24 protein-coding genes and 1 tRNA gene are annotated in these 22,661 nt (G+C 65.9%); 18 read left to right on the forward strand and 7 right to left on the reverse strand.

Annotation, left to right across the window (positions count from 1 at the left end; translation table 11 throughout):
- The first annotated feature begins 122 nt into the window (after positions 1–122).
- Both Q0330_RS17060 and Q0330_RS17065 read left to right on the forward strand, forming a co-directional pair.
- On the forward strand, positions 123–737 hold the full coding sequence (locus tag Q0330_RS17060) for a MarC family protein (RefSeq protein WP_299482317.1): 615 nt from the start codon (positions 123–125) through the stop codon (positions 735–737).
- Positions 734–1,306, forward strand: coding sequence for a TIGR02281 family clan AA aspartic protease (locus Q0330_RS17065; RefSeq protein ID WP_299482320.1), 573 nt, complete (start codon positions 734–736; stop codon positions 1,304–1,306). The genes Q0330_RS17060 and Q0330_RS17065 overlap by 4 nt, the downstream gene beginning before the upstream one ends.
- Positions 1,307–1,316: 10 nt before the next feature.
- Here the strand turns inward: Q0330_RS17065 and Q0330_RS17070 are convergent, their stop codons facing one another.
- Positions 1,317–1,769, reverse strand: a complete 453-nt coding sequence (locus Q0330_RS17070; RefSeq protein ID WP_299482323.1) for a DNA polymerase III subunit chi — start codon at positions 1,767–1,769, stop codon at positions 1,317–1,319.
- 9 nt (positions 1,770–1,778) lie between these two features.
- Positions 1,779–3,260 carry a leucyl aminopeptidase gene (locus tag Q0330_RS17075; protein ID WP_299482326.1) on the reverse strand — a complete coding sequence of 494 codons (1,482 nt, stop codon included), beginning with the start codon at positions 3,258–3,260 and terminating at the stop codon, positions 1,779–1,781.
- Positions 3,261–3,407: 147 nt separating this feature from the next.
- On the opposite strand from Q0330_RS17075, the gene lptF reads away from it, so the two are divergent.
- From lptF to rsmA, 6 genes are read left to right on the forward strand one after another with little or no spacing between them, the layout of a single operon-like run.
- On the forward strand, positions 3,408–4,547 hold the full coding sequence (lptF, locus tag Q0330_RS17080) for an LPS export ABC transporter permease LptF (protein ID WP_299482329.1): 1,140 nt from the start codon (positions 3,408–3,410) through the stop codon (positions 4,545–4,547).
- The gene (lptG, locus tag Q0330_RS17085) at positions 4,544–5,644 is read left to right on the forward strand and encodes an LPS export ABC transporter permease LptG (protein WP_299482332.1); all 1,101 of its coding nucleotides are present in this window, start codon (positions 4,544–4,546) and stop codon (positions 5,642–5,644) included. The genes lptF and lptG overlap by 4 nt, the downstream gene beginning before the upstream one ends.
- Positions 5,644–7,983, forward strand: coding sequence for an LPS assembly protein LptD (gene lptD, locus Q0330_RS17090; protein WP_299482335.1), 2,340 nt, complete (start codon positions 5,644–5,646; stop codon positions 7,981–7,983). The genes lptG and lptD overlap by 1 nt, the downstream gene beginning before the upstream one ends.
- 33 nt (positions 7,984–8,016) lie before the next feature.
- A complete protein-coding gene (locus tag Q0330_RS17095) occupies positions 8,017–9,282 on the forward strand; it encodes a peptidylprolyl isomerase (protein WP_299482338.1) in 1,266 nt (421 codons plus the stop codon).
- A 1-nt stretch (position 9,283) separates the two neighbouring features.
- Positions 9,284–10,255 carry a 4-hydroxythreonine-4-phosphate dehydrogenase PdxA gene (gene pdxA / locus Q0330_RS17100; RefSeq protein WP_299482341.1) on the forward strand — a complete coding sequence of 324 codons (972 nt, stop codon included), beginning with the start codon at positions 9,284–9,286 and terminating at the stop codon, positions 10,253–10,255.
- Complete coding sequence (gene rsmA / locus Q0330_RS17105) at positions 10,252–11,106, forward strand: 16S rRNA (adenine(1518)-N(6)/adenine(1519)-N(6))-dimethyltransferase RsmA (protein ID WP_299482344.1); 855 nt, start codon at positions 10,252–10,254, stop codon at positions 11,104–11,106. The genes pdxA and rsmA overlap by 4 nt, the downstream gene beginning before the upstream one ends.
- A 64-nt stretch (positions 11,107–11,170) precedes the next feature.
- Here rsmA and Q0330_RS17110 read toward each other — a convergent pair whose 3' ends face one another.
- The 5 genes from Q0330_RS17110 to speB form a co-directional block, all read right to left on the reverse strand.
- Entirely contained in the window at positions 11,171–11,926 is a 756-nt protein-coding gene (locus tag Q0330_RS17110; protein ID WP_299482347.1) for a DUF4167 domain-containing protein, read from the reverse strand.
- Between the two features lie 230 nt (positions 11,927–12,156).
- Positions 12,157–12,987: a peptide chain release factor N(5)-glutamine methyltransferase gene (prmC, locus tag Q0330_RS17115; RefSeq protein WP_299482349.1), complete on the reverse strand. Its 831-nt coding sequence runs from the start codon at positions 12,985–12,987 to the stop codon at positions 12,157–12,159.
- The gene (gene prfA, locus Q0330_RS17120) at positions 12,984–14,036 is read right to left on the reverse strand and encodes a peptide chain release factor 1 (RefSeq protein ID WP_299482352.1); all 1,053 of its coding nucleotides are present in this window, start codon (positions 14,034–14,036) and stop codon (positions 12,984–12,986) included. The genes prmC and prfA overlap by 4 nt, the downstream gene beginning before the upstream one ends.
- Before the next feature lie 49 nt (positions 14,037–14,085).
- The gene (locus Q0330_RS17125) at positions 14,086–14,463 is read right to left on the reverse strand and encodes a DUF4345 domain-containing protein (protein WP_299482355.1); all 378 of its coding nucleotides are present in this window, start codon (positions 14,461–14,463) and stop codon (positions 14,086–14,088) included.
- A gap of 20 nt (positions 14,464–14,483) precedes the next feature.
- Entirely contained in the window at positions 14,484–15,449 is a 966-nt protein-coding gene (speB, locus tag Q0330_RS17130) for an agmatinase (RefSeq protein WP_299482358.1), read from the reverse strand.
- Positions 15,450–15,703: 254 nt separating this feature from the next.
- Here speB and rpsF point away from each other — a divergent pair, with 254 nt between their 5' ends.
- The 10 genes from rpsF (at position 15,704) to glnA (ending at position 22,596) form a co-directional block, all read left to right on the forward strand.
- Positions 15,704–16,114 carry a 30S ribosomal protein S6 gene (gene rpsF / locus Q0330_RS17135; protein WP_299482361.1) on the forward strand — a complete coding sequence of 137 codons (411 nt, stop codon included), beginning with the start codon at positions 15,704–15,706 and terminating at the stop codon, positions 16,112–16,114.
- Between the two features lie 13 nt (positions 16,115–16,127).
- Positions 16,128–16,355 carry a 30S ribosomal protein S18 gene (gene rpsR / locus Q0330_RS17140; protein WP_090520233.1) on the forward strand — a complete coding sequence of 76 codons (228 nt, stop codon included), beginning with the start codon at positions 16,128–16,130 and terminating at the stop codon, positions 16,353–16,355.
- A gap of 12 nt (positions 16,356–16,367) precedes the next feature.
- Complete coding sequence (gene rplI / locus Q0330_RS17145) at positions 16,368–16,970, forward strand: 50S ribosomal protein L9 (RefSeq protein WP_299482365.1); 603 nt, start codon at positions 16,368–16,370, stop codon at positions 16,968–16,970.
- A gap of 191 nt (positions 16,971–17,161) precedes the next feature.
- Positions 17,162–17,794, forward strand: a complete 633-nt coding sequence (locus Q0330_RS17150; RefSeq protein WP_299482368.1) for a hypothetical protein — start codon at positions 17,162–17,164, stop codon at positions 17,792–17,794.
- A gap of 3 nt (positions 17,795–17,797) precedes the next feature.
- Positions 17,798–18,628 (forward strand): NAD(P)H-hydrate dehydratase, encoded by an 831-nt coding sequence (locus tag Q0330_RS17155; protein WP_299482371.1) that lies wholly within the window; start codon positions 17,798–17,800, stop codon positions 18,626–18,628.
- A gap of 82 nt (positions 18,629–18,710) precedes the next feature.
- A tRNA-Leu gene (locus Q0330_RS17160) sits at positions 18,711–18,795 on the forward strand.
- 16 nt (positions 18,796–18,811) lie between these two features.
- Positions 18,812–20,146, forward strand: a complete 1,335-nt coding sequence (gene tig, locus Q0330_RS17165; RefSeq protein WP_299482374.1) for a trigger factor — start codon at positions 18,812–18,814, stop codon at positions 20,144–20,146.
- A gap of 67 nt (positions 20,147–20,213) precedes the next feature.
- A complete protein-coding gene (locus Q0330_RS17170) occupies positions 20,214–20,615 on the forward strand; it encodes a nuclear transport factor 2 family protein (protein ID WP_299482377.1) in 402 nt (133 codons plus the stop codon).
- Between the two features lie 149 nt (positions 20,616–20,764).
- Entirely contained in the window at positions 20,765–21,103 is a 339-nt protein-coding gene (locus tag Q0330_RS17175; RefSeq protein ID WP_299482380.1) for a P-II family nitrogen regulator, read from the forward strand.
- Between the two features lie 86 nt (positions 21,104–21,189).
- Positions 21,190–22,596: a type I glutamate--ammonia ligase gene (gene glnA, locus Q0330_RS17180; protein ID WP_299482383.1), complete on the forward strand. Its 1,407-nt coding sequence runs from the start codon at positions 21,190–21,192 to the stop codon at positions 22,594–22,596.
- Positions 22,597–22,661 lie beyond the last annotated feature (65 nt).

The raw sequence follows: 22,661 nt of genomic DNA on the forward strand, positions 1-22,661 counted from the left end.
AGGGGGTCCGGGGGGCATTTGCAAAGCCTCGTTTGCGCCGCGCGACGATGTGATCGGGACCTTCGCCCCCTCATTCGCGGTCCGGCTTGGCAGCGCCGTCCGGCTGGGCCATAAGCGGGACTATGGACATGGCCGCGATCCTGACCGCTTTCGTGACGCTGTTCGTGGTCATCGACCCGATCGGCCTGGCGCCGCTGTTCATCGCGCTGACCCAAGGCATGAGCGATGCGCAAAGGCGGCGAATCGGCTGGCGTGCCACCCTGATCGCAGCCATCCTGCTGACGCTTTTCGGCCTTGCCGGCGAGAATATCCTGACCGCCATCGGCATCTCGCTGCCGGCCTTCCGCATCGCCGGGGGGATCCTGCTGTTTCTCACCGCGCTCGACATGCTGTTCGAGCGCCGGACCGAGCGGCGCGAGGGCCAATCCGCCGATCACGACCACGACCCCAGCGTGTTCCCGCTGGCGACCCCGCTTCTGGCCGGGCCGGGTGCCATGGCAACAATGATCCTGCTGGTGGGCGAGGATCCGGGTGCCGTTCATACGGCTTTGATCCTGCTGGTGATGTGCATGGTCCTTGGCACCGCAATGCTGCTGTTTCTTTTGGCCGGACCGCTGTCGCGCGCGCTTGGCCGGACCGGGACCATGGTGGTGACGCGGCTTCTGGGGATGCTGCTGGCGGCGCTGTCGATCCAGTTCATCCTTGACGGGTTGCGCGGCACGGGTCTGTTCACATGAGCGACAACTGGCCGCGTATCGCCTATTTCGTCCTGCTGCTGATCGCGCTCAGCGGTTACCTGCTGGTCGAGATGCGCAAGGATTTCGGCAAGTCGCTGCGCCAGATGCTCGCCTGGGGGCTGATCTTCCTCGGCCTGATCGCGGGTTTCGGGCTCTGGGACGATATCCGCAAGAATATCGCGCCGCCGCAGATCGTCGAGGGCAACCGGATCGAGTTGCCGATGGCGGTCGACGGGCATTTCTATATCGACCTGCGCCTGAACGGGGTCGAGGTGCCCTTCATGGTCGATACCGGCGCCAGCGATATCGCGCTGCGCCGCAAGGATGCGGAACGCGCCGGGATCGAGATGGACCGGCTCAGCTATACCGGCTTCGCCTCGACCGCGAACGGGACCGTCTCGACCGCGCCGGTGCGCATCGGCCTGATCGAGATCGGCGATATCAGCGACGAGGATGTCCGCGCCGACGTGGTCGAGGGCGATCTGGATATCTCGCTTCTGGGCATGTCCTATCTGCGCCGCTTCGCCCGCGTGGGTTTCGAGGGCGAGACCATGGTGCTGGAACGCTGAGGCTTTCGGCCTAACGCTTCTTTTCCCAGCGACCGCCGGCTTCCGACCAGTATTCCGCCTCGACGCCTGCGCCGGTCAGGGCGCGCCACTGATCGCGGGCGCGCTCGACAGCCGCCTGATCGTTGCCGTCGAAGATGATGCAGGTCCGGGCGACGGCACCGGCTTCTTCCGCGCCGACCTCCACCCCGTCGATGGCCATGATGCAGTCGGGATTATTGGCGGCGGCGAGTGCTGCGGGGTCGCGCAAAAGGACCGGCTGGCGGACGTCATGTGCGCCGCCCGCCAACCCGTGCGGCAGGAAACCGTCGCCCATCCAAAGCGCTTCATCCAGCCCTTCCAGCCGCGCCCGGTCGGGGCCGCGCAATTCCACCCGCCAGCCCGCGCCCATCGCCTTGCCGATCAGTTGCGGCAGCAGCGACGCGGCATTCGAGCGCGTCAGGTGATAGAAAAGCGCATTGCCCATGGCCCCCGATCAGCCCTCGTAATTGTCGCGGATCATGCGGTTCAGCGTCATCACCCCCCAGCCCGAGGCGCCCTTCGGGGCCAGATCCGTCGCACCGGGCGGCAGCGCCACCCCGGCAATGTCCAGATGCACCCAAGGCTGGTCCTCGCGGATGAAGCGCTGCAGGAACTGCGCCGCCGTGATCGAACCCGCCGGGCGACCGCCGGTGTTTTTCATGTCCGCCAGCCGGCAGTCGATCAGCTTGTCATAGGCCGGTGCCAGCGGCAGCCGCCATGCGCCTTCGCCCTCGGCCCGGGCGGCCTCCAGCACCTGCCCGGCAAAGGCATCGTCATTCGAGAAGACGCCGGCATTTTCGTGACCGAGCGCGATGATGACGGCCCCGGTCAGCGTCGCCAGATCGACCACCGCCGCAGGCTCGAACCGGGTCTGCGCGTACCAGAGCACATCTGCCAGCACCAGCCGCCCCTCGGCATCGGTATTGACGACCTCGATCGTGTCGCCCTTCATGGAGTGCACGATATCGCCCGGACGCTGTGCGGCACCGTCGGGCATGTTCTCGACCAGACCCACAAGACCCACGACATTGGCCTTGGCCCGGCGCAGCGCCAGCGTGCGCATGACGCCGGCGACGACGCCCGCGCCGCCCATATCCATGGTCATTTCTTCCATGCCCGCCGCCGGCTTGATAGAAATCCCGCCAGTGTCGAAGACCACGCCCTTGCCGACCAGAGCGACCGGCGCCTGATCCTTCCTGCCGCCATTCCAGCGCATCACCACGACCTTGGAGGGCGACACCGACCCCTGCCCGACCGCCAGAAGCGCCCGCATCCCGAGCTTTTCCAGATCGGCCTCTTCCAGCACCTCGACATCGAGGCCCAGGGCCTCCATCGCCTTCAGCCGGTCGGCGAAATCGCTGGTGGTCAGGACATTTGCCGGCTCATTGACGAGATCGCGGGTGAAGAAGACGCCCTCGGCCACGGCGGCATGATCGCCGGCGGATTTCGCCAGAGCCTCTGGCTTTGCCGCCATGAAGGTGACGCGGGGACGGGCGGAACCGCTGGTTTCCCCGTCCTCGGGCTTCTTCGACTTGTAGACCGAGAAGTCATAGCCGCGCAGCGCCAGACCCAGGGCAACCTCGGCTGCCTGCGGATGGGTGCCTGCCATGACCAGCACTTCGCCCTTGCCGAGTGCCGCGCCGATGGTCGCGCCGGCCCGGCGCGCCTCCACCACGCTGGCCTTGCGCGGCAGCTTGACCAGCAGGACCGATTCGGCAGCCCAGCCCGCCGGCCAGGCCAGTTTCAGCGCCTCGCCCGGTTTCAGCTTCTGAAAATCGCTCGACCCCAGAGCGCGCGACAAGGCCGCGCGCGCGCCCCGCGCCAGCCGTGCCGGCAACTTGCCGCCATCGTCCAGGATCATCGCGATCCGGCCTTCGCGCGCGGTCAGGCCTTCGGTTGCGGTTTCTGCGAATCGGATCTCGACCGGATGGGTCATGGGGCACTCCTGTCTGCGTTGCCGTGAAACCTATCCCCGCCGCCCGCGCTTGACCAGAGAGAGGCCCGGACCATCCCCGGATAAAGGCCGGGCTTCCCCAAAGCCGCGACAGGGGCTAATCAGGTCGCAGCCCGAAGGACCGTGTGCATGACCAGCATCGACCGTTACATTCTGAAAACGATGCTGATCTTCTTCGGCTTCTTCGCGCTCGTGCTGGTCGCGGTCTATTGGGTGAACCGCGCCGTGTCGCTGTTCGAACGCCTGATCGGCGACGGCCAGACCGCGCTCGTGGTGCTGGAATTCACCCTGCTGACGCTGCCCTTGGTGATCTCGGTCGTGCTGCCGGTCGCGGCCTTCGCGGCCACCGCCTATGGCACCAACCGCCTGTCCGGCGAATCCGAGCTTGTGGCCATGCAGGCCGCCGGCCTTTCTCCCTGGCGGCTGGCGCGGCCGGTGCTGATCTTCGGCTTTCTGGTCAGCCTCATGGTGGCGGTGCTGGTCCATGCGCTTGTGCCTGCGGCGCGGGCGCAGCTGGCGGCACGGCAGGACCAGATCGCCGAGAACGTGACCGCGCAGTTCATGCGGCCGGGCGTCTTTCAATACCCGGTCAGCGGCATCACCCTGTTCATCCGAGAGATTTCCCCGGTGGGAGAGCTTGAGGGCGTCTTCCTTGAAGATGCGCGCAATGGCGAGGTTGCCACCTCCTACAGCGCCGAGAAGGCGCTGATCGTGAAATCCGAGACCGGCCCCAAGCTGATCATGCTGAACGGGATGATCCAGTCGCTGCGACCGGGCGAGACCGCGCAGCGCCTTTCGGTGACGCGCTTCGACGACATGGCCTATGATCTGGCCGCGATGTTCGGCGGATCGTCGAAAAGCGGGCGCGACCTGCGCGATTATTCGACGAAACGGCTGATGTTGCCCGATCAGGCGCTGCTCGACGCGACCGGGGCCACGCCGGCCCAGGCCCGGCTGGAAGCGCATGAGCGGATCGCCCAGCCCCTGCTGTCGCCCGTGGCGGCGATGCTGGGCTTTGCCGCGCTTCTGGTCGGCGGCTTCTCTCGCTTCGGGGTCTGGCGCCAGATCGCCTGGGCCGTGGTCGCGCTGATCTTCGTGCAACTGCTGAGCAACTGGGCCGCGAGCCAGGCGGGCGAGGATGCCGCGAAATGGCCGCTCGTCTACCTGCCGGCGCTTGTCGGCACCGCGATCTGCATCACGCTTCTGTGGCTGGCGGCCCGGCCGCGCAAACCGCGACCCGGCATTCATGACGTCGAGGCTGCGACATGATCCTGGCCCGCTATGTCGCCAATCGCTACCTGCGCGCCTTCCTGCTGCTGGCCGGGGTGTTTCTGGCCATCCTGCTGCTGATCGACATGGTCGAACAGATCCGGCGGTTTGCCGATAATGGCATCACGCTTGGCGATGCGGCGGAACTTTCGGCGCTGGCAGTGGCGGGCAGCTTCTATACCATTCTGCCGCTGATCGGGCTTCTGGCGGCGATCATGCTGTTTCTGGCGCTGTCGCGATCCTCGGAAATGGTGGCGATCCGGGCGTCCGGGCGTTCGGCCCTGCGCGTGGTGGCGGCACCTGCGGTCATGGCGGCACTGATCGGGATATTCGCGGTTGCGGTGCTGAACCCAATGGTGGCGGCAACCGAATCGAAATACTCGGCCGCTACGGCGCGCATCGAATCGGGCACGACGCAGACCGTCAGCATCAGCGAGGACGCGCTCTGGCTGCGGCAGGCGATGGGCCAGGATGGCGGCCAGATGATGATCCGCGCCGCCCGCAGCAGCCCCGACGCGACCACGCTTTATGATGCGAGCTTCGTGATCTATGAGCCCACCATCGGCCCGGCCACCCGGATCGAGGCGCGCGAGGCGGTGCTGGCCGATGGCAACTGGCAGCTTCGCGATGTCAAGCGGTGGTCGCTGACCGACCCCAACCCCGAGGCCACCGCCAGCCGCGCCGACGCGATGTCGCTGCCGACCGAATTGACCGCCGACCGCATCCGCGACGGCTTCGGCAGCCCGCAGGCGATCCCGGTCTGGGAATTGCCGGCCTATATCGCCGGGCTGGAGCGGGCAGGCTTTTCCGCCCTGCGCCACCGGGTCTGGCTGCAGATGGAACTGGCCCTGCCGCTGACGCTGGCGGCGATGGTGCTGGTCGCCTCGGTCTTCACCATCCGCCACATGCGCGGGCGCAAGACCGGCGGGCTGGTCATGGCCGCCTTCACCTGCGGGCTGGCGCTTTTCTTCCTGCGCAGCATGGCGCAGGTTCTGGGTGACAGCGCGGGCCTGCCGCCGGCCTTCGCGGGCTGGGCGCCGCCGGTCATCGCGCTGCTGTTTTCGATCGGCGCGCTGCTGCAACTTGAGGACGGATGATGATAAGCCGCCTGACAATCGCATCGCTCTGCCTTGCGGCGGCCCCGGCCTTCGGTCAGGACATGACCGAGCCGCCGTGGTGGACCACCGATCCCGCCTATGCCGATGTCGATGGGCCCGCCCTTGCCCCGACCGAGAGCCGCGATCTGAACGCGCCCTATGCCGACGGGACCGAACTCAGCCGGCTGACCCGCTCTGTCAGCACCCGCCCGCGCGACGTGACCATTTCGGACGGGGGCGGTCAGGCCGGGGACGAGGGCGGCGCGGCAACGCTGCTGGCCGATTACATCACGCTGTCGGGCGACCGGACGCTGACCGCCTCGGGCGGGGTGGTGGTCTGGTATCAGGGCGCAAGGCTTGTCGCCGATCAGGTCCGCTATGACGGCGGCACCGGGGCCATGACCGTGACCGGCCCGATCCACCTGACCCGACCCGGCCAGGCCGGCACCGAGGACGAGGCGATCCTGATCGCCGATGAGGCCCAGCTGAGCCAGGACATGCGCGAGGGCATGTTGCGCGGTGCCCGCGCGGTGCTGGCCCGCGAGATGCAACTGGCCGCGACCGAGGCGGTTCTGTCCGGCAATGGCCGCTTCACCACGCTGAACCATGTCGTCGCCTCCTCCTGCCGGATCTGCGCCGAAGACCCGATCCCGCTGTGGGAGGTGCGCGCCCGTCAGATCGTGCATGACGACGAATTGAACGTGCTGGTCTTCGACCACCCGCAACTGCGCGCCTTCGGCCTGCCCATCGGTGCCTGGCCGGGCCGCGTCACCGCCCCCGATCCCACGGTCGACCGCATGTCGGGCTTCCTGCGCCCGAACTTCCGCACCACCTCGAATCTCGGCTTCGGGGTGATGGTGCCCTATTTCAAGACGCTCGGGCTACATGCCGACCTGACGGTGACGCCCTATCTTTCGGCCTCGCGGACCTCGACGCTGATGCTGCGCTATCGCCAGGCCTATTGGAACGGCGCGATGGAATGGAACGGCGCCATCACCCGCGACGATATCCGCGACGGCGAGACCCGCGGCTATCTGTTCGGTGCCGCGCAGTGGGAATTGCCGCGCGGCTACAAGCTGGGCCTGCAGATCCAGCTCACTTCGGATGACGGCTATCTGCTGGATTACGACATCTCGGATGCCGACCGGTTGTGGAGCGGGCTGACGCTGGAGCGGGTCACCGCCGACAAGCTGGTCTGGGCGCGGGTCGGCAATTACCACTCGCTGCGCGATGACGAGGACAATTCGACCTCGCCCGCTCAGGTCGCCGACGTGATGTGGATCCGGCGCTGGCAGACCGGCGGCGGGCAGGCGCAACTGCAATGGTCGGTCCATGCCCATCGCCGCCCCTCCAGCAAGGATATCATCGGGCGCGACATGGCGCGCGGCTCGATCGCGTTCGACTGGCAGCGGATGCAGATCCTGCGGGGCGGGCTGGTGGCGCGGGGCGCAGCCGGGATCGACGCCGACATCTTCGCCATCGGCGATGACAGCCGCTATGATCGCACCGTGACCCGCGTCACCCCATGGCTCTCGACCGAGTTGCGCTTTCCGATGACCGGCAGCGACGGTTATGCCTCCTATGTGCTGGAACCGGTGGCGCAACTGGTCTGGTCGCCCGACCGCGATCAGGACGATATCCCGAACGAGGACAGCCGGCAGGTCGAATTCGACGAGGGCAACCTGTTCTCGCTGTCGCGCTATCCGGGCTGGGACGTTCAGGAAACCGGGCTCAGGGCGAATCTGGGTATCACCTGGACGCGCTTCGATCCGACCGGCTGGTCGCTGGCATTTGCCGCCGGGCGGGTTTACCGCAATCTCGACAACAGCGACGACAACACCACATCGCTGCTGCAACGCGGCAATCGCTCGGACTGGCTGATTGCCGGGCATTACGCCAACAATAACGGCCTGACCATCGCCAATCGCGCGCTGCTGGACGACGATCTCAACGTCACCCGGGACGAGCTTCGCATCGGCTGGCTTCGCCCCGGGCTGCAATTCGGCCTTGGCTATCTGTGGATGGAGGCCGACCAGTTCGAGGATCGCAGCCGCGACCTGTCGGAACTGACCAGCGAGATCGGCTGGCAAATGGCCGAGGGCTGGTGGGCAAATGCCTATGGTCGCTACGATATCGAGGAAAGCACCGCCCATAAGGCCGGCTTCGGGCTGACCTATCGCAATGAATGCGTGAGTGTCGAGCTGGCGGCCTCGCGGCGCTTTACCGATACCGAGGAGGTAGATCCCTCGACCGATATCGACCTGTCGATCCGCCTTGGCGGTTTCGGGCGCGCACCGGCCGGCAAGGGCACGGTGGCGCGGCGCAATTGCTTGCGCTAGATTGGCGGCAAATCAAAAGGGGGCATGGGTTTCATGCGGCAGTTTCTTATCTCCATGGCGCTCGCGGCAGCCCTGACCGGGCCAGGCGCGGCCCCGGTGCTGGCACAGGATTTCTCGCCGGTCGTCTATATCAACAATTCCGTCGTCACCCGCTACGAGATCCAGCAACGGCAGCGCTTCATGAAGGTGCTGAACGCGCCCGACCAAAGCGAGGCCGAGGTCGAGAAGGCCCTGATCGAGGACCGTCTGCGTCTGGCATCCGCCCGCCAGCTTGGCGTCGAGGTCAGCGACGAAGGGCTGGAACAGGGTCTGTCGGAATTCGCCGGTCGCGCCGGGATGAGCACGGGCGAGTTCATTCAAGTGCTGGAAAAGAATGGCGTCGACCGCCAGGCCTATCGCGATTTCGTCAAGGCCGGCGTCGCCTGGCGAGAGGTCATCCGCCGCCGCATCGCCCCGACGATCAGCGTCTCGGACGCCGAGGTCGATCAGGCATTGAAGCGCATCGTCGAGACCCCGCTGATCAAGCAGGTCCTGCTGTCGGAACTGATCATGCCCGCCCCGCCCGGCCAGGAAGAGGCCGTGCAGGCCCGGGCCGAACAGATCCGCGCCAGCGTCCGCAGCGAGGGCGGCTTTGCCGATGCCGCGCGGCGCTATTCGGCCACGCCCTCGGCCGGGCGCGGCGGTCGGCTGGAATGGATGGCGGTCGAGAACATGCCGCCAAGCCTGCGCCAGATCATCCTCGGGCTGCAGCCGGGCCAGATGACCCCGCCGCTGACCGTTCCGGGCGCGGTGGTGATGTTCTATCTGCGCGACACCCAGGGCGAATTGCGCCCCGGTGCCAGCGAACAGCAGCTGGATTACATGACCGTCACCTTCGCCAGCATGGCCGATGCCCAGAACGCCGCCTCGCTGGCGCGCTCCTGCGACGAGCTTTACGTCTTCGCCAATGGCCTGCCCGACCAGCAGGTGCAGCGCACCGATGCGAGCCAGGGCGCGGTGCCGGAATATGTCGCCATCCGCCTTGCCTCGATGGACAAGAACGAGGCGACGGTGACGGATCGCGGCGGCGCGGGCGAGGTGCTGATGCTGTGCGATCGCCGCCCGGCGCTGCTGGCCGGGCTGGATGCAGGCCCCGTGGCCACCGCCAGCACAGAAGGCGAGACGGTGACCGAGGCCGATCCCAATGCCCTGCCCGAACGCGATTCCGTGCGCGAGCAGATCTTCAACCGCAAGATCGGCCTCGCCTCGGACGCCTATCTGGCCGAATTGCGCGCCGATGCGGTGATCCGGAGGCCCTGACATGGCGCGGCCGGTCATCGTCACCTGCGGGGAACCGGCCGGGATCGGACCGGAGCTTGCGCCCCTGATGACCGCCGCCCGCGTGCCGATGGTCTGGCTGGGCGATCCCCGCCACCTGCCGCAGGGTTGCGCCTGGGCCGAGATCGCCTCGCCAGAGGCTGACCTGCCCGAAGGCGTGCTGCCGGTCCTGCGTCACGATTTCGCCGGCCCCGCCATACCGGGCCGACCGGAGCCAGCCAATGCGCAGGGCGTCATCGACGTGATCGCCCGCGCCGTGACGCTGGTGAGCGAGGGCAAGGCCTCGGCCATCTGCACCCTGCCGATCAACAAGAAGGCGCTGAAGGACGGCGCCGGCTTCCCCTTCCCCGGCCATACCGAATATCTCGCCCATCTCGCCGGCGGGGCGGATGTGGTCATGATGCTCGCCTCGACCACGGTCCAGCCGCCCTGCCGGGTGGTACCGGCCACGATCCATGTCGCCATTTCCGAAGTGCCGGCCCTGCTGACACCCGCGCTTCTGGAACGGGCGATCCGCCTCACCCGCGACGGGCTGATCCGCGATTTCGGCATTGCCGCGCCGCGCCTCGCCGTGGCCGGGCTGAACCCCCATGCCGGCGAAGGCGGCGCCATGGGGCGCGAGGAAACCGACTGGATCGCCCCGCTGCTGGACCGGCTGCGGGCCGAAGGGCTCGACATCGCCGGCCCCCTGCCCGCCGATACCATGTTCCACGCCCCGGCCCGGACACGCTATAACGGCGCGATCTGCGCCTATCACGATCAGGCGCTGATCCCGATCAAGACGCTGGATTTCGCCGGCGGGGTGAATGTCACGCTGGGTCTGCCCTTCATCCGCACCTCGCCCGATCACGGCACCGCCTTCGATATCGCGGGGCAGGGCCGCGCCGATGCGGCAAGCGCCATCGCCGCCCTGCGCATGGCCTGGGACATGGCCGGGGCCAGGGGCACGAGATGAGCACCATCGACGGGCTGCCGCCGCTGCGAGAGGTAATCGCGACCCACGATCTGCGCGCCAGAAAGAGCCTCGGACAGAACTTCCTGCTGGACCTGAACCTGACCGCCAAGATCGCCCGCCAGGCCGGCGATCTGGCCGGCAGCGATGTGCTGGAAATCGGCCCCGGCCCCGGCGGGCTGACCCGGGGCCTGCTGGCCGAAGGCGCGCGCCGGGTGCTCGCCATCGAAAAGGACGCCCGTGCCCTGCCCGCTCTGGCCGAGATCGCCGCCGCCTATCCGGGCCGGCTTTCCGTCATCAATGGCGATGCGCTGGAAATCGACCCGCTGGCGCATCTGACGCCGCCGATCCGCATCGCCGGCAACCTGCCCTATAATATCGGCACCGAATTGCTGGTCCGCTGGTTGACGCCGCCGAACTGGCCGCCTTTCTGGGACAGCCTGACGCTGATGTTCCAGAAGGAGGTGGCCGAACGCATCGTGGCCCGGCCCGGCAGCAAGGCCTACGGTCGGCTGGCGCTGCTGGCGCAATGGCGCACGGATGCCCGCATCGTCATGACCCTGCCGCCCGAGGCCTTCGTGCCGCCGCCGAAGATCCATTCCGCCGTGGTCCACCTGACCGCGCTGCCTGCGCCGCGCTTTCCCGCCGATCCGGCCACGCTGTCGCAACTCACCGCCGCCGCCTTCAACCAGCGGCGCAAGATGCTGCGCGCCTCGTTGCGCGGCCTGCACCCGGATATCGAGACCCTGCTGAAAGATGCCGGCATCGCGCCCACCGCAAGGGCCGAGGAGATCGACCTCGAACATTTCTGCGCCCTCGCGCGCCTGTTGCAGGCCGCGCGCCAGAAGAACTGAGCACCGACAAAGCAAAACGGGCCGCATCGGCGGCCCGCTTCGCTCATACAGCAATCTGCGGCAATCAGCCCTGTTCGGCACCATCTGCCGCCGGCGCGGCGGCGGCTGCCGGCTTGCGCCTGGTTCGCGGGGTGGAATTGGCACTGCGCGGCGCGCGGGCCCGGCTGGCCGGGGCCTTTTCCTCGGGCGTCTCGACACGGCTTTCGCCGCTATCGGCATCCGTGCCGACCGCATCGGGCAAGGCATCAGAGGATGCAACCGGCGCGGCGTCGGATGGCGCATCAGCCGAGGATGCGGCCTGACGACGCGGCCCGCGCGAGCGGCGAGCGGAAGGGGTTACCTCGGCCTCGGCGGCATGTTCGGGCCGAGAAGCGGGCCGGGGTTCCGGCTGTTCGCGGCGCTCGGGCGGGGCATCGGCACGCGGCTGGCCGCCATCCTCGTTACGCGCGTTCTGGCCGTCGCGCGCATCATCTGCCTGACGGGGCTGCGGTTCGTCACCGTTACGGTTGTATTGATGCTGGTTCTGATGATTTTGCTGCTGGTTCAGCAATTGCTGTTGCTGACGCTCTGCCTGTTCGCGCTGCGCCTCGCCCAGCATACGGGTGTAATGTTCGGCATGTTGCAGGAAGGACTGTTCAGCCACACGGTCGTTCGACAGTTGGGCATCACGGGCCAGTGTCAGGTATTTTTCGATGATCTGCTGCGGGGTGCCGCGGACCTTGCCCTCCGGCCCCGAGGAATCAAATACACGATTGACAACATTGCCGAGCGAACGCTGACGGTTCGACTTCGAACGCGAACGGGATTTCGATGATCTCATTTGCCTGACTTTATCCAGTGATCTGGAAGTTCCTCTCGCCCGCGACAACTTGCTCTGGCCCCATGATTGCGGTCACCCGCATCAAGGCTTCAGAATGTCGTGGCTGGTCAGCGCAGCGGACTGCCGTCCGCCATCACTTGAGCCGCAATAACCACGGCACGACCCGCGTTACAAGCGAAAAGTGACTATTTCCCTGTGGAAGGCGGAATATTGCCCGAGTTTAACACGTTTCAGGCCGGATTCGTATCGAATCTTGCCCGAATCACCCGGTCGCGCGCTCCGAGATCGCGGATAACCTCGGTCCGGGCACCATGTTCGGAAAAGATCGCGCTGACATCGGCGGCCTGCTGCCAGCCGATCTCGACGAAAACCTGCCCGCCCGGGTTCAGGTGCGCAACCGCGCCCGCCGCGATCGCCCGATAGGCCGACAGCCCGTCGCCGCCATCGGTCAGCGCCAGATGCGGTTCCCAATCGCGGACCTCGGGTTGAAGCCCGTCCATTTCGGATCGGGCAATATAAGGCGGGTTCGAGACGATCAGATCGAAGCGCCCCTGAACCCCGTCGAACCAGTCGGCCCTGATGAAACGCGCGCCCACCCCGATCAGCGAGGCATTCTCCCGCGCCACATCAAGGGCGGCCTCGGACATATCCGTGCCCAGCCCCGTCGCCCCCCGACGGTCGGCCAGAAGCGAGATCAGGATCGCGCCGGTCCCGGTGCCAAGGTCCAGCACGCTTTGCCAGGGCTGTTTCAGCGCCGCCTCGACCAGGGTTTCGGTATCCGGGCGCGGGTCCAGCGTATCGCGCGTCACCCGGAATTCATGCTTCCAGAAGGCGCGCAGCCCGGTGATCTGGCTGAGCGGCTGGCGCGCCACCCGTGCCGCCAAGATACCATTCAAGGCCTGCAACCACTCGGCATCGACGGGCTGGGTCAGCGGCATGTAAAAGCGCGTATTGCGCGGCATGACCGCTGCGACAATCGCCCGAGCCTCATGTTTCGTATCCTCGATTCCGGCCGCGGCCAGCCGGGCCTCGGCCAACTCGAACCATTCGAGCCAGGTCATTCCTGCGCCGCCAGCTTCTCGGCCTGGTCATGCGCGGTCAGCGCGTCGATGATTTCGGTCAGATCGCCCGCCATCACCCGGTCGAGCGCATAGAGCGTCAGGTTGATCCGGTGATCGGTCATCCGCCCCTGAGGAAAGTTATAGGTGCGGATGCGTTCGGATCGGTCACCGGAGCCGACCTGGCTCTTGCGGTCGGCAGCGCGTTCGCTGTCGGCGCGCGCGCGTTCCATGTCGTAAAGCCGCGCACGCAGCACCGCCATCGCGTTGGCACGGTTCTGGTGCTGCGACTTTTCGGAACTGGTGACCACGATCCCGCTTGGCAGGTGGGTGATCCTGACCGCCGAATCGGTGGTGTTGACGTGCTGACCGCCCGCGCCCGAGGAGCGATAGGTGTCGATGCGGATATCGGTGGCGGGGATGTCGATATCGACCTCCTCGGCCTCGGGCAGAACGGCCACGGTCGCCGCCGAAGTATGGATGCGCCCGCCCGATTCGGTTTCCGGCACCCGCTGCACGCGATGCACGCCGGATTCGTATTTCAGCCGGGCGAAGACGCCCTCGCCCTCGATCCGGGCCGAGGCTTCCTTGATCCCGCCAAGCTCGGTCTCGGACAGATCGAGCATCTGGAAGGACCAGCCCTGAGCCTCGGAATAGCGGCGATACATGGACAGCAGATCGCCCGCGAAAAGCGCCGCCTCCTCGCCGCCGGTGCCGGGGCGGATCTCGACGATGGCCGGGCGGGCATCGGCGGCATCCTTGGGCAGAAGCGCGATGCGCAGCGCCTGTTCCAGAGCGGGCAGCGCGGCCTTCAGGCGCGTCACCTCCTCCTCGGCCAGTTCGCGCATGTCGGGATCCGAGAGCATCGCCTGTGCCTCGGCCAGCCCGTCGCGGGCGGCGCGCCATTCGCCGATCTGGGTCACCACCGGCTTCAGATCGGCATATTCGCGGCTGATCGCGGCGATCTCATCGGGGGCGGGGCCGGCATTCAGCTTCGCTTCGAGAAACTCGAAACGCTGGGAAATCTGGACAAGGCGATCTTCGGGCAGCATGTGCCGCAATTACCGCCGCGACGGCTGACCGACAAGGCGCAATCCGGGCTCAGCCCGGATAGGCGCGTCGATGCATCCACCAGAAAAGCGGCGGCAGGATCAACTCGAAGATCAGGAAGGCGGTGATCGAGGGAACCGGCCAGCCGACCATCGCGACCGAGACCAGACGCGATAACCCGGCAACGAAGAACAGCGCCACAAGCGCGAAGAAGGTGCCGCGCCGGGCGGCAAGGTCGCGCGCCGCCCAGATCATCGCGACCCCGTAGCCGAGGAAGACGGTCGCATAGAAGCGATCCTCGTTATCCATGGTCACCGTGCCCGGAATGCTGCCGGGAATGACCGAGGGACCGAAAAGGATATGCGCCAGCCCGATCAGGCAGCACAGCCCGCCGAAAAGCAATGCGAGAAGGGTCAAGAGCTTTGCCATATGGTCCTCCTGTCAGGTTGTCACGCCTGCCGCCGGGTCCAGCCGTAAAGGCAGATCAGTTCGGTGGCGACATGGGCGCCGGCAATCGCCGTGGCCCCGGTCGTGTCATAGGGGGGCGAGACCTCGACCACGTCGCCGCCCAGAAGGTTCACCCCCGCCAGCCCGCGCAGCAACGCCGCCGCCTGCCAACTGGCCAGCCCACCCCAGACCGGGGTGCCGGTGCCCGGCGCAAAGGCGGGGTCGAGCGCGTCGATATCGAAGGTGATGTAGACAGGCCGCTGGCCCACCACCTCGCGGATACGGGCCAGCGTCGCCTCTACCCCATCCCGATGAACCGAAGCCGCATCGAGGATCGTCACCCCGAGCGTGTCCGGGTTCTCGGTCCTGATGCCGACGCTGACACTGGCGGCAGGGTCGACGACGCCCTCTCGGATCGCCTTGTAAAGGAAGGTGCCATGGTCGATCCGGTCGGGATCGTCATCGACCCAGGTATCGGAATGGGCGTCGAACTGGATCAGCGCGACGGGGCCATGCCGCCTGGCATAGGCGCGCAGGATCGGCAGGGTGATGAAGTGATCGCCGCCAAGCGTGACCGTGCCCACGCCCTGATCCAGCAAACCGCCGATATGGGCCTCGATCCGGGCCGGAACCTCGCGGGTATTGGCGTAATCGAAGGCCATGTCGCCGGCATCGGCGATGGCCAGCTCGGTCAGCGGGTCGTAACCCCAGCCAAAGGGCGGATCGTAAGGTTGCAGGGTCGAGGCCTCGCGGATGGCGCGCGGCCCGAAGCGGGTGCCGGGGCGATGGGTCACCGCCTGATCGAAGGGAATGCCGGTCACCGCCAGATCGAAACCGGCCAGATCCTTCGTATAGCGCCTGCGCAGGAAACTGGTGGCGCCACCGAAGGCGTTCTCAAAGCTGGGACCGCGCGGGTCCGTCCGCGTAAAGGCCTGATCGACCTGGGTCTTTGCGTCTTCCAGCGCCATCTCCACCCCCGAACAATGGACGTCCCGCCATCGCAAGCCATATCACGACCACCCCGAAAGGCGAGACGTGATCTGTCGCGCAGCGGGCGGCTTTCCGCCCGCGCTTGGCGGGACGAAACGAATCGCCTTGTGTTGACGCGCTTCGCCGCTATAAAGCCCCATCCTTCCGCAATCGCGAAACCGGCAGGCCCCTCGTGGCGGGGCGCGGAAGGTTATCCCGCCGTTGAAGCCGCCCTGAACCTGAAAGGTCTGACATGCCGCTATACGAGCATGTGATGATCGCCCGTCAGGACCTGTCGAATGCGCAGGCCGAAGGGCTGATCGAACATTTTTCCACCGTGCTGGCCGATAATGGCGGCAAGGTGGTCGACAGCGAATACTGGGGTGTGCGCACCCTCGCCTACAAGATCAACAAGAACCGCAAGGGCCATTACGCCTTCCTGCGCACCGACGCGCCCTCGGCCGCCGTGCAGGAGATGGAGCGCCTCGCCCGTCTGCATGACGATGTCATGCGGGTGATGTCGATCAAGGTCGACGCGCATGAGGAAGGCCCCTCGGTCCAGATGCAGAAGCGCGAAGAGCGTGGCGAGCGCGGGGATCGTGGCGACCGTGGTGATCGTTCGGACCGTGGCGAACGCCGCGAGCGCCGCGACCGCGACAACTGAGGAGATCTGATCCATGGCGAACAAACCGTTTTTCCGTCGTCGCAAGGTCGATCCGTTCGGTGGCGATAACGCCCCCAAGATCGACTACAAGGACACCCGTCTGCTGCAGCGCTACATCTCTGAGCGTGGCAAGATCGTGCCGTCGCGCATCACCGCCGTCTCGGCCAAGAACCAGCGCAAGCTGGCCCAGGCCATCAAGCGCGCGCGCTTCCTGGCGCTGCTGCCCTACGTCGTGAAATAAGGAGGAAGACCGATGCAAGTCATCCTGCTGGAACGCGTGGCCAAGCTCGGCGCCATGGGCGACGTGGTGAACGTCAAGCAAGGTTACGCCCGTAACTTCCTGCTGCCCCAGGGCAAGGCGCTGCGCGCCTCGGACGCCAATATCGCCGCTTTCGAAGCGCAGAAGGCCGCCCTCGTCGCCAAGAACGACGAATCGAAGGTCGATGCGCAGAAACTGGCCGAGAAACTCGATGGTGAAACCTTCGTCATCATCCGCTCGGCCTCGGATGCCGGCGCACTTTACGGCTCGGTCACCCCGCGTGACGCCGCCGATGCCGCCAACGAATCGGGCCATTCGGTCGACCGCAAGCAGGTCGTTCTGGGCGCGCCGATTAAGGAGTTGGGCCTGCACAAGGTGCTGGTCGTCCTGCACCCGGAAGTCGAGGCGGAAATCGTGCTGAACGTCGCCCGCTCGACCGAAGAGGCCGAATTGCAGGCCTCGGGCAAGTCGATCCAGGATCTGGCCGCGGAAGAAGATGCCGCTGCCGAGTTCGAGATCGCCGAGCTGTTCGACGATATCGGTTCCGCCTCGCGCGACGAGGACGGCCCGGAAACGACGGCGGGCGCCGGCGAATAAGCCGCACCATCCGTTGCAAGGACCAGAACCGCGCCGGGGATTTCCGGCGCGGTTTTTTTTATCCTGCGCGATTTATCCCGCACGATACTGTCCGTCCCGATGGCAATCCGCGCCGGGACAGGTCACAACCGGAACGAAACCGCCCTGCCGCTCGTTTTCGTAGCACTCATGATCTGAAAGGGACCGCCAGCATGTCACGCTTTGCCGATGTCACCTCCGACACGCCGCACGGACCGCGCCCGGTTCCCGAAGACCATATCCCGACCGAGGATCCGCCGCCGGCCCCTGCGCCGAAATCGCTGCGCTCGACCCTGCTTGTCTGGGGCGGGCTGGGGCTGGCCCTGACAGTGGGCGCGCTTGCCGCCCGCGCCGCCGCCGATGCGCTGGCCGGCGACAGGGAGGACCGGCCCCGGCAACCCCCACGCCCCCGCCACGCGCCGGGCTATGCGGCACTGGATGCGGAAGCCCGCGACCGGATGCGCGCCCGCGCCCAGGCCGATTTCGCCGATTACGAGGACCGCGCCGAGGAAATCCGCGCCGCCGCCCTGCGCGCGCGCCGCAGACGCCGCCGGCCCCCGCAGACGGCCAGCCTCGGCGACAATATCGGCGCGGCCGCGCGCAATGTGACCGCCCTGATCGGCGCGGCGGCGACGGCGCTGGAAGCCTTCCGCCAGGTCTCGACCAATAGCGACGAGATCATCCGCGATTTCAGCAATGCCGCCGACCGGCTGCACGAATTTCTCAACACCCGCAGCGGCGACACGCCCGAGCGCGAGGCCGAGGCCGAGCGCACCGAGAACGACAAGCGTATGCGGAACCTCTGACCGATGGCCGACGCGCCAGAGATGCCCGGCCTGATCGACCTGCTGCAAAAGCGGGGCGGCCACAAATACGATCACGGCCATGCGCTGATCGTGGCCGGCGGGCCAGGCATGGGCGGCGCGGCCCGGCTTGCGGCGCGGGCGGCGTTGCGGATCGGTGCCGGGCTGGTGACCATCGCGCCGCCCGCCTCGGCCATGATCGAGCATTGCGGGCCACCCGACGCATTGATGCGCCATCCGCTCGATCAGGCGCGTGACCTGCCCGGGCTGCTCGCCGCACGGCGGATCGGCGTCATCGTCATCGGCCCCGGCTGCGGGGTGGCACGCGCGGCCTCGCTTCTGCCGGCGGTGCTGGCCGCAGACCTGCCCACGGTGCTGGACGCCGATGCGATCACCGCCCTTGCCGGGCAGGAAGCGCCCCTGCCCCTGCGCCCGGATATCGTCCTGACCCCGCATCGCGGCGAATTCGCGCGGCTTCTGCCCGATCTGGCCCGGAACCTTCCCGACGATCCCGAGGGCCTGGTGCAGGCCGCTCGCAGCGCCGCAAGGCAACTTGGCGCGACCCTGCTGCTGAAAGGCCCGGCCACGGCCATCGCCTCGCCCTCGGGCGAATCGGCGCTGAACCGGGCCGAGGACGCGCCCGGACTGGCCACCGCCGGATCGGGCGATGTGCTCTCCGGGCTGATTGCAGGACTGCTGGCGCGCGGATTTACGCCCTTCGACGCCGCCCGCTTCGGTGCCCATATACATGCCGAGGCCGCCCGCCGCTTCGGGCCGGGACTGATCGCCGACGACCTGCCCGAACAGATCCCCGCGATCCTCGGCGAGGGGGCTTGATTTTCCCCTCGCGCCCCGGCCTGCGCTTTGCTAGAACGGCGCGGATTTTCGTGGCGGGCCTTGGTGTCCGCTACTGGACATTGCGGGTGTGGCGAAATTGGTAGACGCACCAGATTTAGGTTCTGGCGCCGCAAGGCGTGGGGGTTCAAGTCCCTCCACCCGCACCATGACGAAGGATAGGACATGCAGGTCAAAGAGACCCAGAACGACGGCCTCAAGCGCGGCTACCAGATGACCCTCCCGGCGGCCGATCTGGCCACCATGGTCGATCAGAAACTGAAAGAAGCCCAGCCCGAAGTCGAGATGAAGGGCTTCCGCAAGGGCAAGGTGCCGATGGCGATGCTGAAAAAGCAGTTCGGCCCCCGCGTGATGGGCGATGCCATGCAGGATTCCATCGACGGCGCCCTGCGCGAGCATCTGGAGAAATCCGGCGACCGCCCGGCCGTGCAGCCGAAGATCGAGATGCAGGATGGCGAGAACTGGAAAGAGGGCGACGATGTCATCGTCAACGTTTCCTATGAAATCCTGCCGGAAATCCCGGAAGTGGACCTGGCCAAGCTGAAGCTGGAACGTCTGGTCGTGAAGGCCGAGGACGCCGCCGTCACCGAGGCGTTGGAAAATCTGGCCAAGAACGCGAAATCCTATGAGGACAAGCGCAAGGGCTCCAAGGCCGCCAAGGACGATCAGGTGGTGATCGACTTCAAGGGGTCGGTAGATGGCGAGCTGTTCGAAGGCGGCACTGCCGAGGATTACCCGCTGGTTCTGGGCTCGGGCAGCTTCATCCCCGGTTTCGAGGATCAGCTGACCGGTGCCAAGGCCGGCGACGAGGTCGAAGTGAAGGTGCAGTTCCCGGCCGATTACGGCCATGCCGCCCTGGCCGGCAAGGACGCCGTCTTCGCGACCACCGTCAAGGCGGTCAAGAAGCCGGTCGATGCCAAGATCGACGACGAGTTGGCCAAGCGCTTCGGTGCCGAATCGCTGGACAAGCTGAAAGAGCAGATCGGCGAGCGTCTGGAATCCGAATACAAGGGTGCCAGCCGCGCGGTGATGAAGCGCGCCCTGCTGGACCAGCTCGACGGGTTGGTGAAGTTCGATCTGCCTGACGTGCTGGTCGAGGCCGAGGCCGGCCAGATCGCGCATCAGCTTTACCACGAGGAACACCCGGACGATCATGGCCACGAACATGGCGCGATCGAGCCGACCGACGAGCACAAGAAGCTGGCCGAGCGCCGCGTTCGCCTGGGCCTGCTTCTGGCCGAAGTTGGCCAGAAGGCCGAAGTTCAGGTTTCCGATCAGGAATTCACCCAGGCGGTGATGATGCAGGCGCGTCAGTTCCCGGGTCAGGAACGCCAGTTCTTCGAGTTCATCCAGCAGAACCCGCAGGCGCAACAGCAGCTGCGCGCCCCGATCTTCGAGGACAAGGTTGTCGATCACATCGCCGAGCAGGCGAAGGTGAAAGACAAGGAAGTCTCGAAAGAGGATCTGGAAAAGGCGGTCGAGGCGCTCGACGAACTTTGATTGCACCTTGCAGTTGAACGGAAAAGCCGCGACTCTCGGGTCGCGGCTTTTTTGTTCAGGAGGTCTGATGAACAGCGCTGATATTGTGCGCGCCTTCTGGGCCGCGATGCGCAGCAACGATTTCGACAGGGCGGCGCGGACATGGCTCGCGCCCGATTATATCGGTCTCTGGCCCCAGACCGGCGAGGTCATTCGTGGCCCGGGCAAATATGCCGAAATCAACCGGGCCTTCCCCGGCGGCGGCACCTGGGAGTTCGAGGAATTCTCGCTGGTGGATGCCGGGCTGCGCGTGGTGACCGACATGCGCATCTCGAACAACCCGCTGGAGGTCTCGATCCACGCCATCACCTTTCACGAGATACGGGGCGAACAGATCCTGCGGCAGACCGAATACTGGCCCGATTCCTATCCGGTGCCCACCTGGCGGAGCGGGATCCTGGAGGTGGATCGGAAGGTCTCGCAATGGTGATCTGCGCGAAATTTCGACATGTTGCGTAAATTATGTGCAGATATCCGGCTAACTTGACCCCAAACGCCCGCATATTACGCTGAACGCGTGGACGATTGACGGCAAACCCGGCAAGCAGGTCACAGACAAGCGCAGGAAGGATCACCGCGATGAAGAAGGTCGAAGCGATCATCAAGCCTTTTAAACTGGATGATGTGAAAGAAGCCCTACAGGAAGTCGGCGTGCAGGGCCTGACCGTCACCGAGGTCAAGGGCTTCGGTCGTCAGAAAGGGCATACGGAACTGTATCGCGGGGCGGAATATGTCGTCGACTTCCTGCCCAAGATCAAGATCGAGATGATCCTGCCCGACGACCAGATCGACGCAGCCGTGGAGGCCATCACCTCGGCTGCCCGGACCGAGAAGATCGGCGATGGCAAGATCTTCGTCTCGCCGGTCGATCAGGCGATTCGCATCCGCACCGGCGAGACCGGCGACGACGCGGTCTGATCCACACAGCTTACACGTTACCAACCAGATACCATTACACTGGGACCGGCCTTGGCCGGTTCCGCCTTGAAGAAGGAAAAGGCGCCATGAAAGTCAAAGACGTCCTCGAACTGATGAAGGATGAAGGGGTCGAATATGTCGACATCCGCTTCACCGATCCGAAGGGCAAGCTGCAGCATGTGACCCTGGTCGCCGACCTGGTCGACGAGGACTTCTTCGAAGAAGGCTTCATGTTCGACGGCAGCTCGATCGCCGGCTGGAAGTCCATCGACCAGTCCGACATGAAGCTGATGCCCGACCCGGCCTCGGTCTATATCGACCCGTTCTATGCCGAGAAGACGCTTTGCGTGCACTGCAACGTGGCCGAGCCCGATACCGGCGAAGCCTATTCGCGCGACCCGCGCGGCACCGCCGTGAAGGCCGAAGCCTATCTGAAATCCTCGGGCATCGGTGACACCGCCTATTTCGGCCCGGAAGCCGAGTTCTTCCTGTTCGACGACGTGCGCTATTCGGTGACCCCGCAGAAAGTCGGCTATCAGATCGATTCGGTCGATGCCGCCTGGAACACCGACACCGCCTATGAGGACGGCAACCTCGGCCACCGCGCCCCGCATAAGGGCGGCTATTTCCCGGTCAACCCGATCGACGCCGCCCAGGATATCCGCGGCGAGATGCTGTCCACCATGAAGCGCATGGGCATCAAGGTCGACAAGCACCATCACGAGGTCGCTTCGGCCCAGCACGAGCTTGGCATGATCTTCGGCGGTCTGACCGAGCAGGCCGACAACATCCAGAAATACAAATATGTCATCCACAATGTCGCCGATGCCTATGGCAAGACCGCGACCTTCATGCCGAAGCCGATGAAGGGCGATAACGGCTCGGGGATGCATGTGAACATGTCGATCTGGAAGGACGGCAAGCCGCTGTTCGCCGGCGACAAATATGCCGACCTGTCGCAGGAAGCGCTGTGGTTCATCGGTGGCGTGCTGAAACATGCCAAGGCGCTGAACGCGCTGACCAACCCCTCGACCAACAGCTACAAGCGCCTGATCCCTGGCTTCGAAGCCCCTGTTTTGCGGGCATATTCGGCGCGGAACCGGTCGGGCTGCGTGCGTATTCCGTGGACCGAAAGCCCGAAGGCCAAGCGCGTCGAAGCCCGCTTCCCCGACCCCTCGGCGAACCCCTATCTGTGCTTCGCGGCGCTGCTGATGGCGGGTCTCGACGGGATCAAGAACAAGATCGACCCGGGCCCGGCCTCGGACAAGGACCTTTACGACCTGCCGCCGGAAGAACTGGCCGAGATCCCGACCGTCTGCGGCAGCCTGCGCGAAGCCCTTGAAGAACTTGAGAAAGACATGGACTTCCTGCTGGCGGGCGATGTCTTCACCCGCGACCAGCTGGAAGGCTACATGGCGCTGAAGTGGGAAGAGGTCTACAACTACGAGCACACCCCGCACCCGGTCGAATACGCGATGTATTACAGCTGCTGATCGGGCAGTTATCCACAGAACCATCCACAGGCGCCCCTCTGGGCGCCTGTTTTTTGTGCAATTTT

Origin of the sequence: uncultured Paracoccus sp. (genome assembly GCF_937873615.1) — a bacterium.
Taxonomy (GTDB): Bacteria; Pseudomonadota; Alphaproteobacteria; order Rhodobacterales; family Rhodobacteraceae; genus Paracoccus.

What these genes read in the sequence shown, in the direction of transcription:
- Q0330_RS17060 (WP_299482317.1), top strand. Translation starts at nt 123, where the DNA reads ATGGACATGGCCGCGATCCTGACCGCTTTCGTGACGCTGTTCGTGGTC.
- Q0330_RS17065 (WP_299482320.1), top strand. Translation starts at nt 734, where the DNA reads ATGAGCGACAACTGGCCGCGTATCGCCTATTTCGTCCTGCTGCTGATC.
- Q0330_RS17070 (WP_299482323.1), bottom strand. Translation starts at nt 1,769, where the DNA reads ATGGGCAATGCGCTTTTCTATCACCTGACGCGCTCGAATGCCGCGTCG.
- Q0330_RS17075 (WP_299482326.1), bottom strand. Translation starts at nt 3,260, where the DNA reads ATGACCCATCCGGTCGAGATCCGATTCGCAGAAACCGCAACCGAAGGC.
- lptF (WP_299482329.1), top strand. Translation starts at nt 3,408, where the DNA reads ATGACCAGCATCGACCGTTACATTCTGAAAACGATGCTGATCTTCTTC.
- lptG (WP_299482332.1), top strand. Translation starts at nt 4,544, where the DNA reads ATGATCCTGGCCCGCTATGTCGCCAATCGCTACCTGCGCGCCTTCCTG.
- lptD (WP_299482335.1), top strand. Translation starts at nt 5,644, where the DNA reads ATGATAAGCCGCCTGACAATCGCATCGCTCTGCCTTGCGGCGGCCCCG.
- Q0330_RS17095 (WP_299482338.1), top strand. Translation starts at nt 8,017, where the DNA reads ATGCGGCAGTTTCTTATCTCCATGGCGCTCGCGGCAGCCCTGACCGGG.
- pdxA (WP_299482341.1), top strand. Translation starts at nt 9,284, where the DNA reads ATGGCGCGGCCGGTCATCGTCACCTGCGGGGAACCGGCCGGGATCGGA.
- rsmA (WP_299482344.1), top strand. Translation starts at nt 10,252, where the DNA reads ATGAGCACCATCGACGGGCTGCCGCCGCTGCGAGAGGTAATCGCGACC.
- Q0330_RS17110 (WP_299482347.1), bottom strand. Translation starts at nt 11,926, where the DNA reads ATGAGATCATCGAAATCCCGTTCGCGTTCGAAGTCGAACCGTCAGCGT.
- prmC (WP_299482349.1), bottom strand. Translation starts at nt 12,987, where the DNA reads ATGACCTGGCTCGAATGGTTCGAGTTGGCCGAGGCCCGGCTGGCCGCG.
- prfA (WP_299482352.1), bottom strand. Translation starts at nt 14,036, where the DNA reads ATGCTGCCCGAAGATCGCCTTGTCCAGATTTCCCAGCGTTTCGAGTTT.
- Q0330_RS17125 (WP_299482355.1), bottom strand. Translation starts at nt 14,463, where the DNA reads ATGGCAAAGCTCTTGACCCTTCTCGCATTGCTTTTCGGCGGGCTGTGC.
- speB (WP_299482358.1), bottom strand. Translation starts at nt 15,449, where the DNA reads ATGGCGCTGGAAGACGCAAAGACCCAGGTCGATCAGGCCTTTACGCGG.
- rpsF (WP_299482361.1), top strand. Translation starts at nt 15,704, where the DNA reads ATGCCGCTATACGAGCATGTGATGATCGCCCGTCAGGACCTGTCGAAT.
- rpsR (WP_090520233.1), top strand. Translation starts at nt 16,128, where the DNA reads ATGGCGAACAAACCGTTTTTCCGTCGTCGCAAGGTCGATCCGTTCGGT.
- rplI (WP_299482365.1), top strand. Translation starts at nt 16,368, where the DNA reads ATGCAAGTCATCCTGCTGGAACGCGTGGCCAAGCTCGGCGCCATGGGC.
- Q0330_RS17150 (WP_299482368.1), top strand. Translation starts at nt 17,162, where the DNA reads ATGTCACGCTTTGCCGATGTCACCTCCGACACGCCGCACGGACCGCGC.
- Q0330_RS17155 (WP_299482371.1), top strand. Translation starts at nt 17,798, where the DNA reads ATGGCCGACGCGCCAGAGATGCCCGGCCTGATCGACCTGCTGCAAAAG.
- tig (WP_299482374.1), top strand. Translation starts at nt 18,812, where the DNA reads ATGCAGGTCAAAGAGACCCAGAACGACGGCCTCAAGCGCGGCTACCAG.
- Q0330_RS17170 (WP_299482377.1), top strand. Translation starts at nt 20,214, where the DNA reads ATGAACAGCGCTGATATTGTGCGCGCCTTCTGGGCCGCGATGCGCAGC.
- Q0330_RS17175 (WP_299482380.1), top strand. Translation starts at nt 20,765, where the DNA reads ATGAAGAAGGTCGAAGCGATCATCAAGCCTTTTAAACTGGATGATGTG.
- glnA (WP_299482383.1), top strand. Translation starts at nt 21,190, where the DNA reads ATGAAAGTCAAAGACGTCCTCGAACTGATGAAGGATGAAGGGGTCGAA.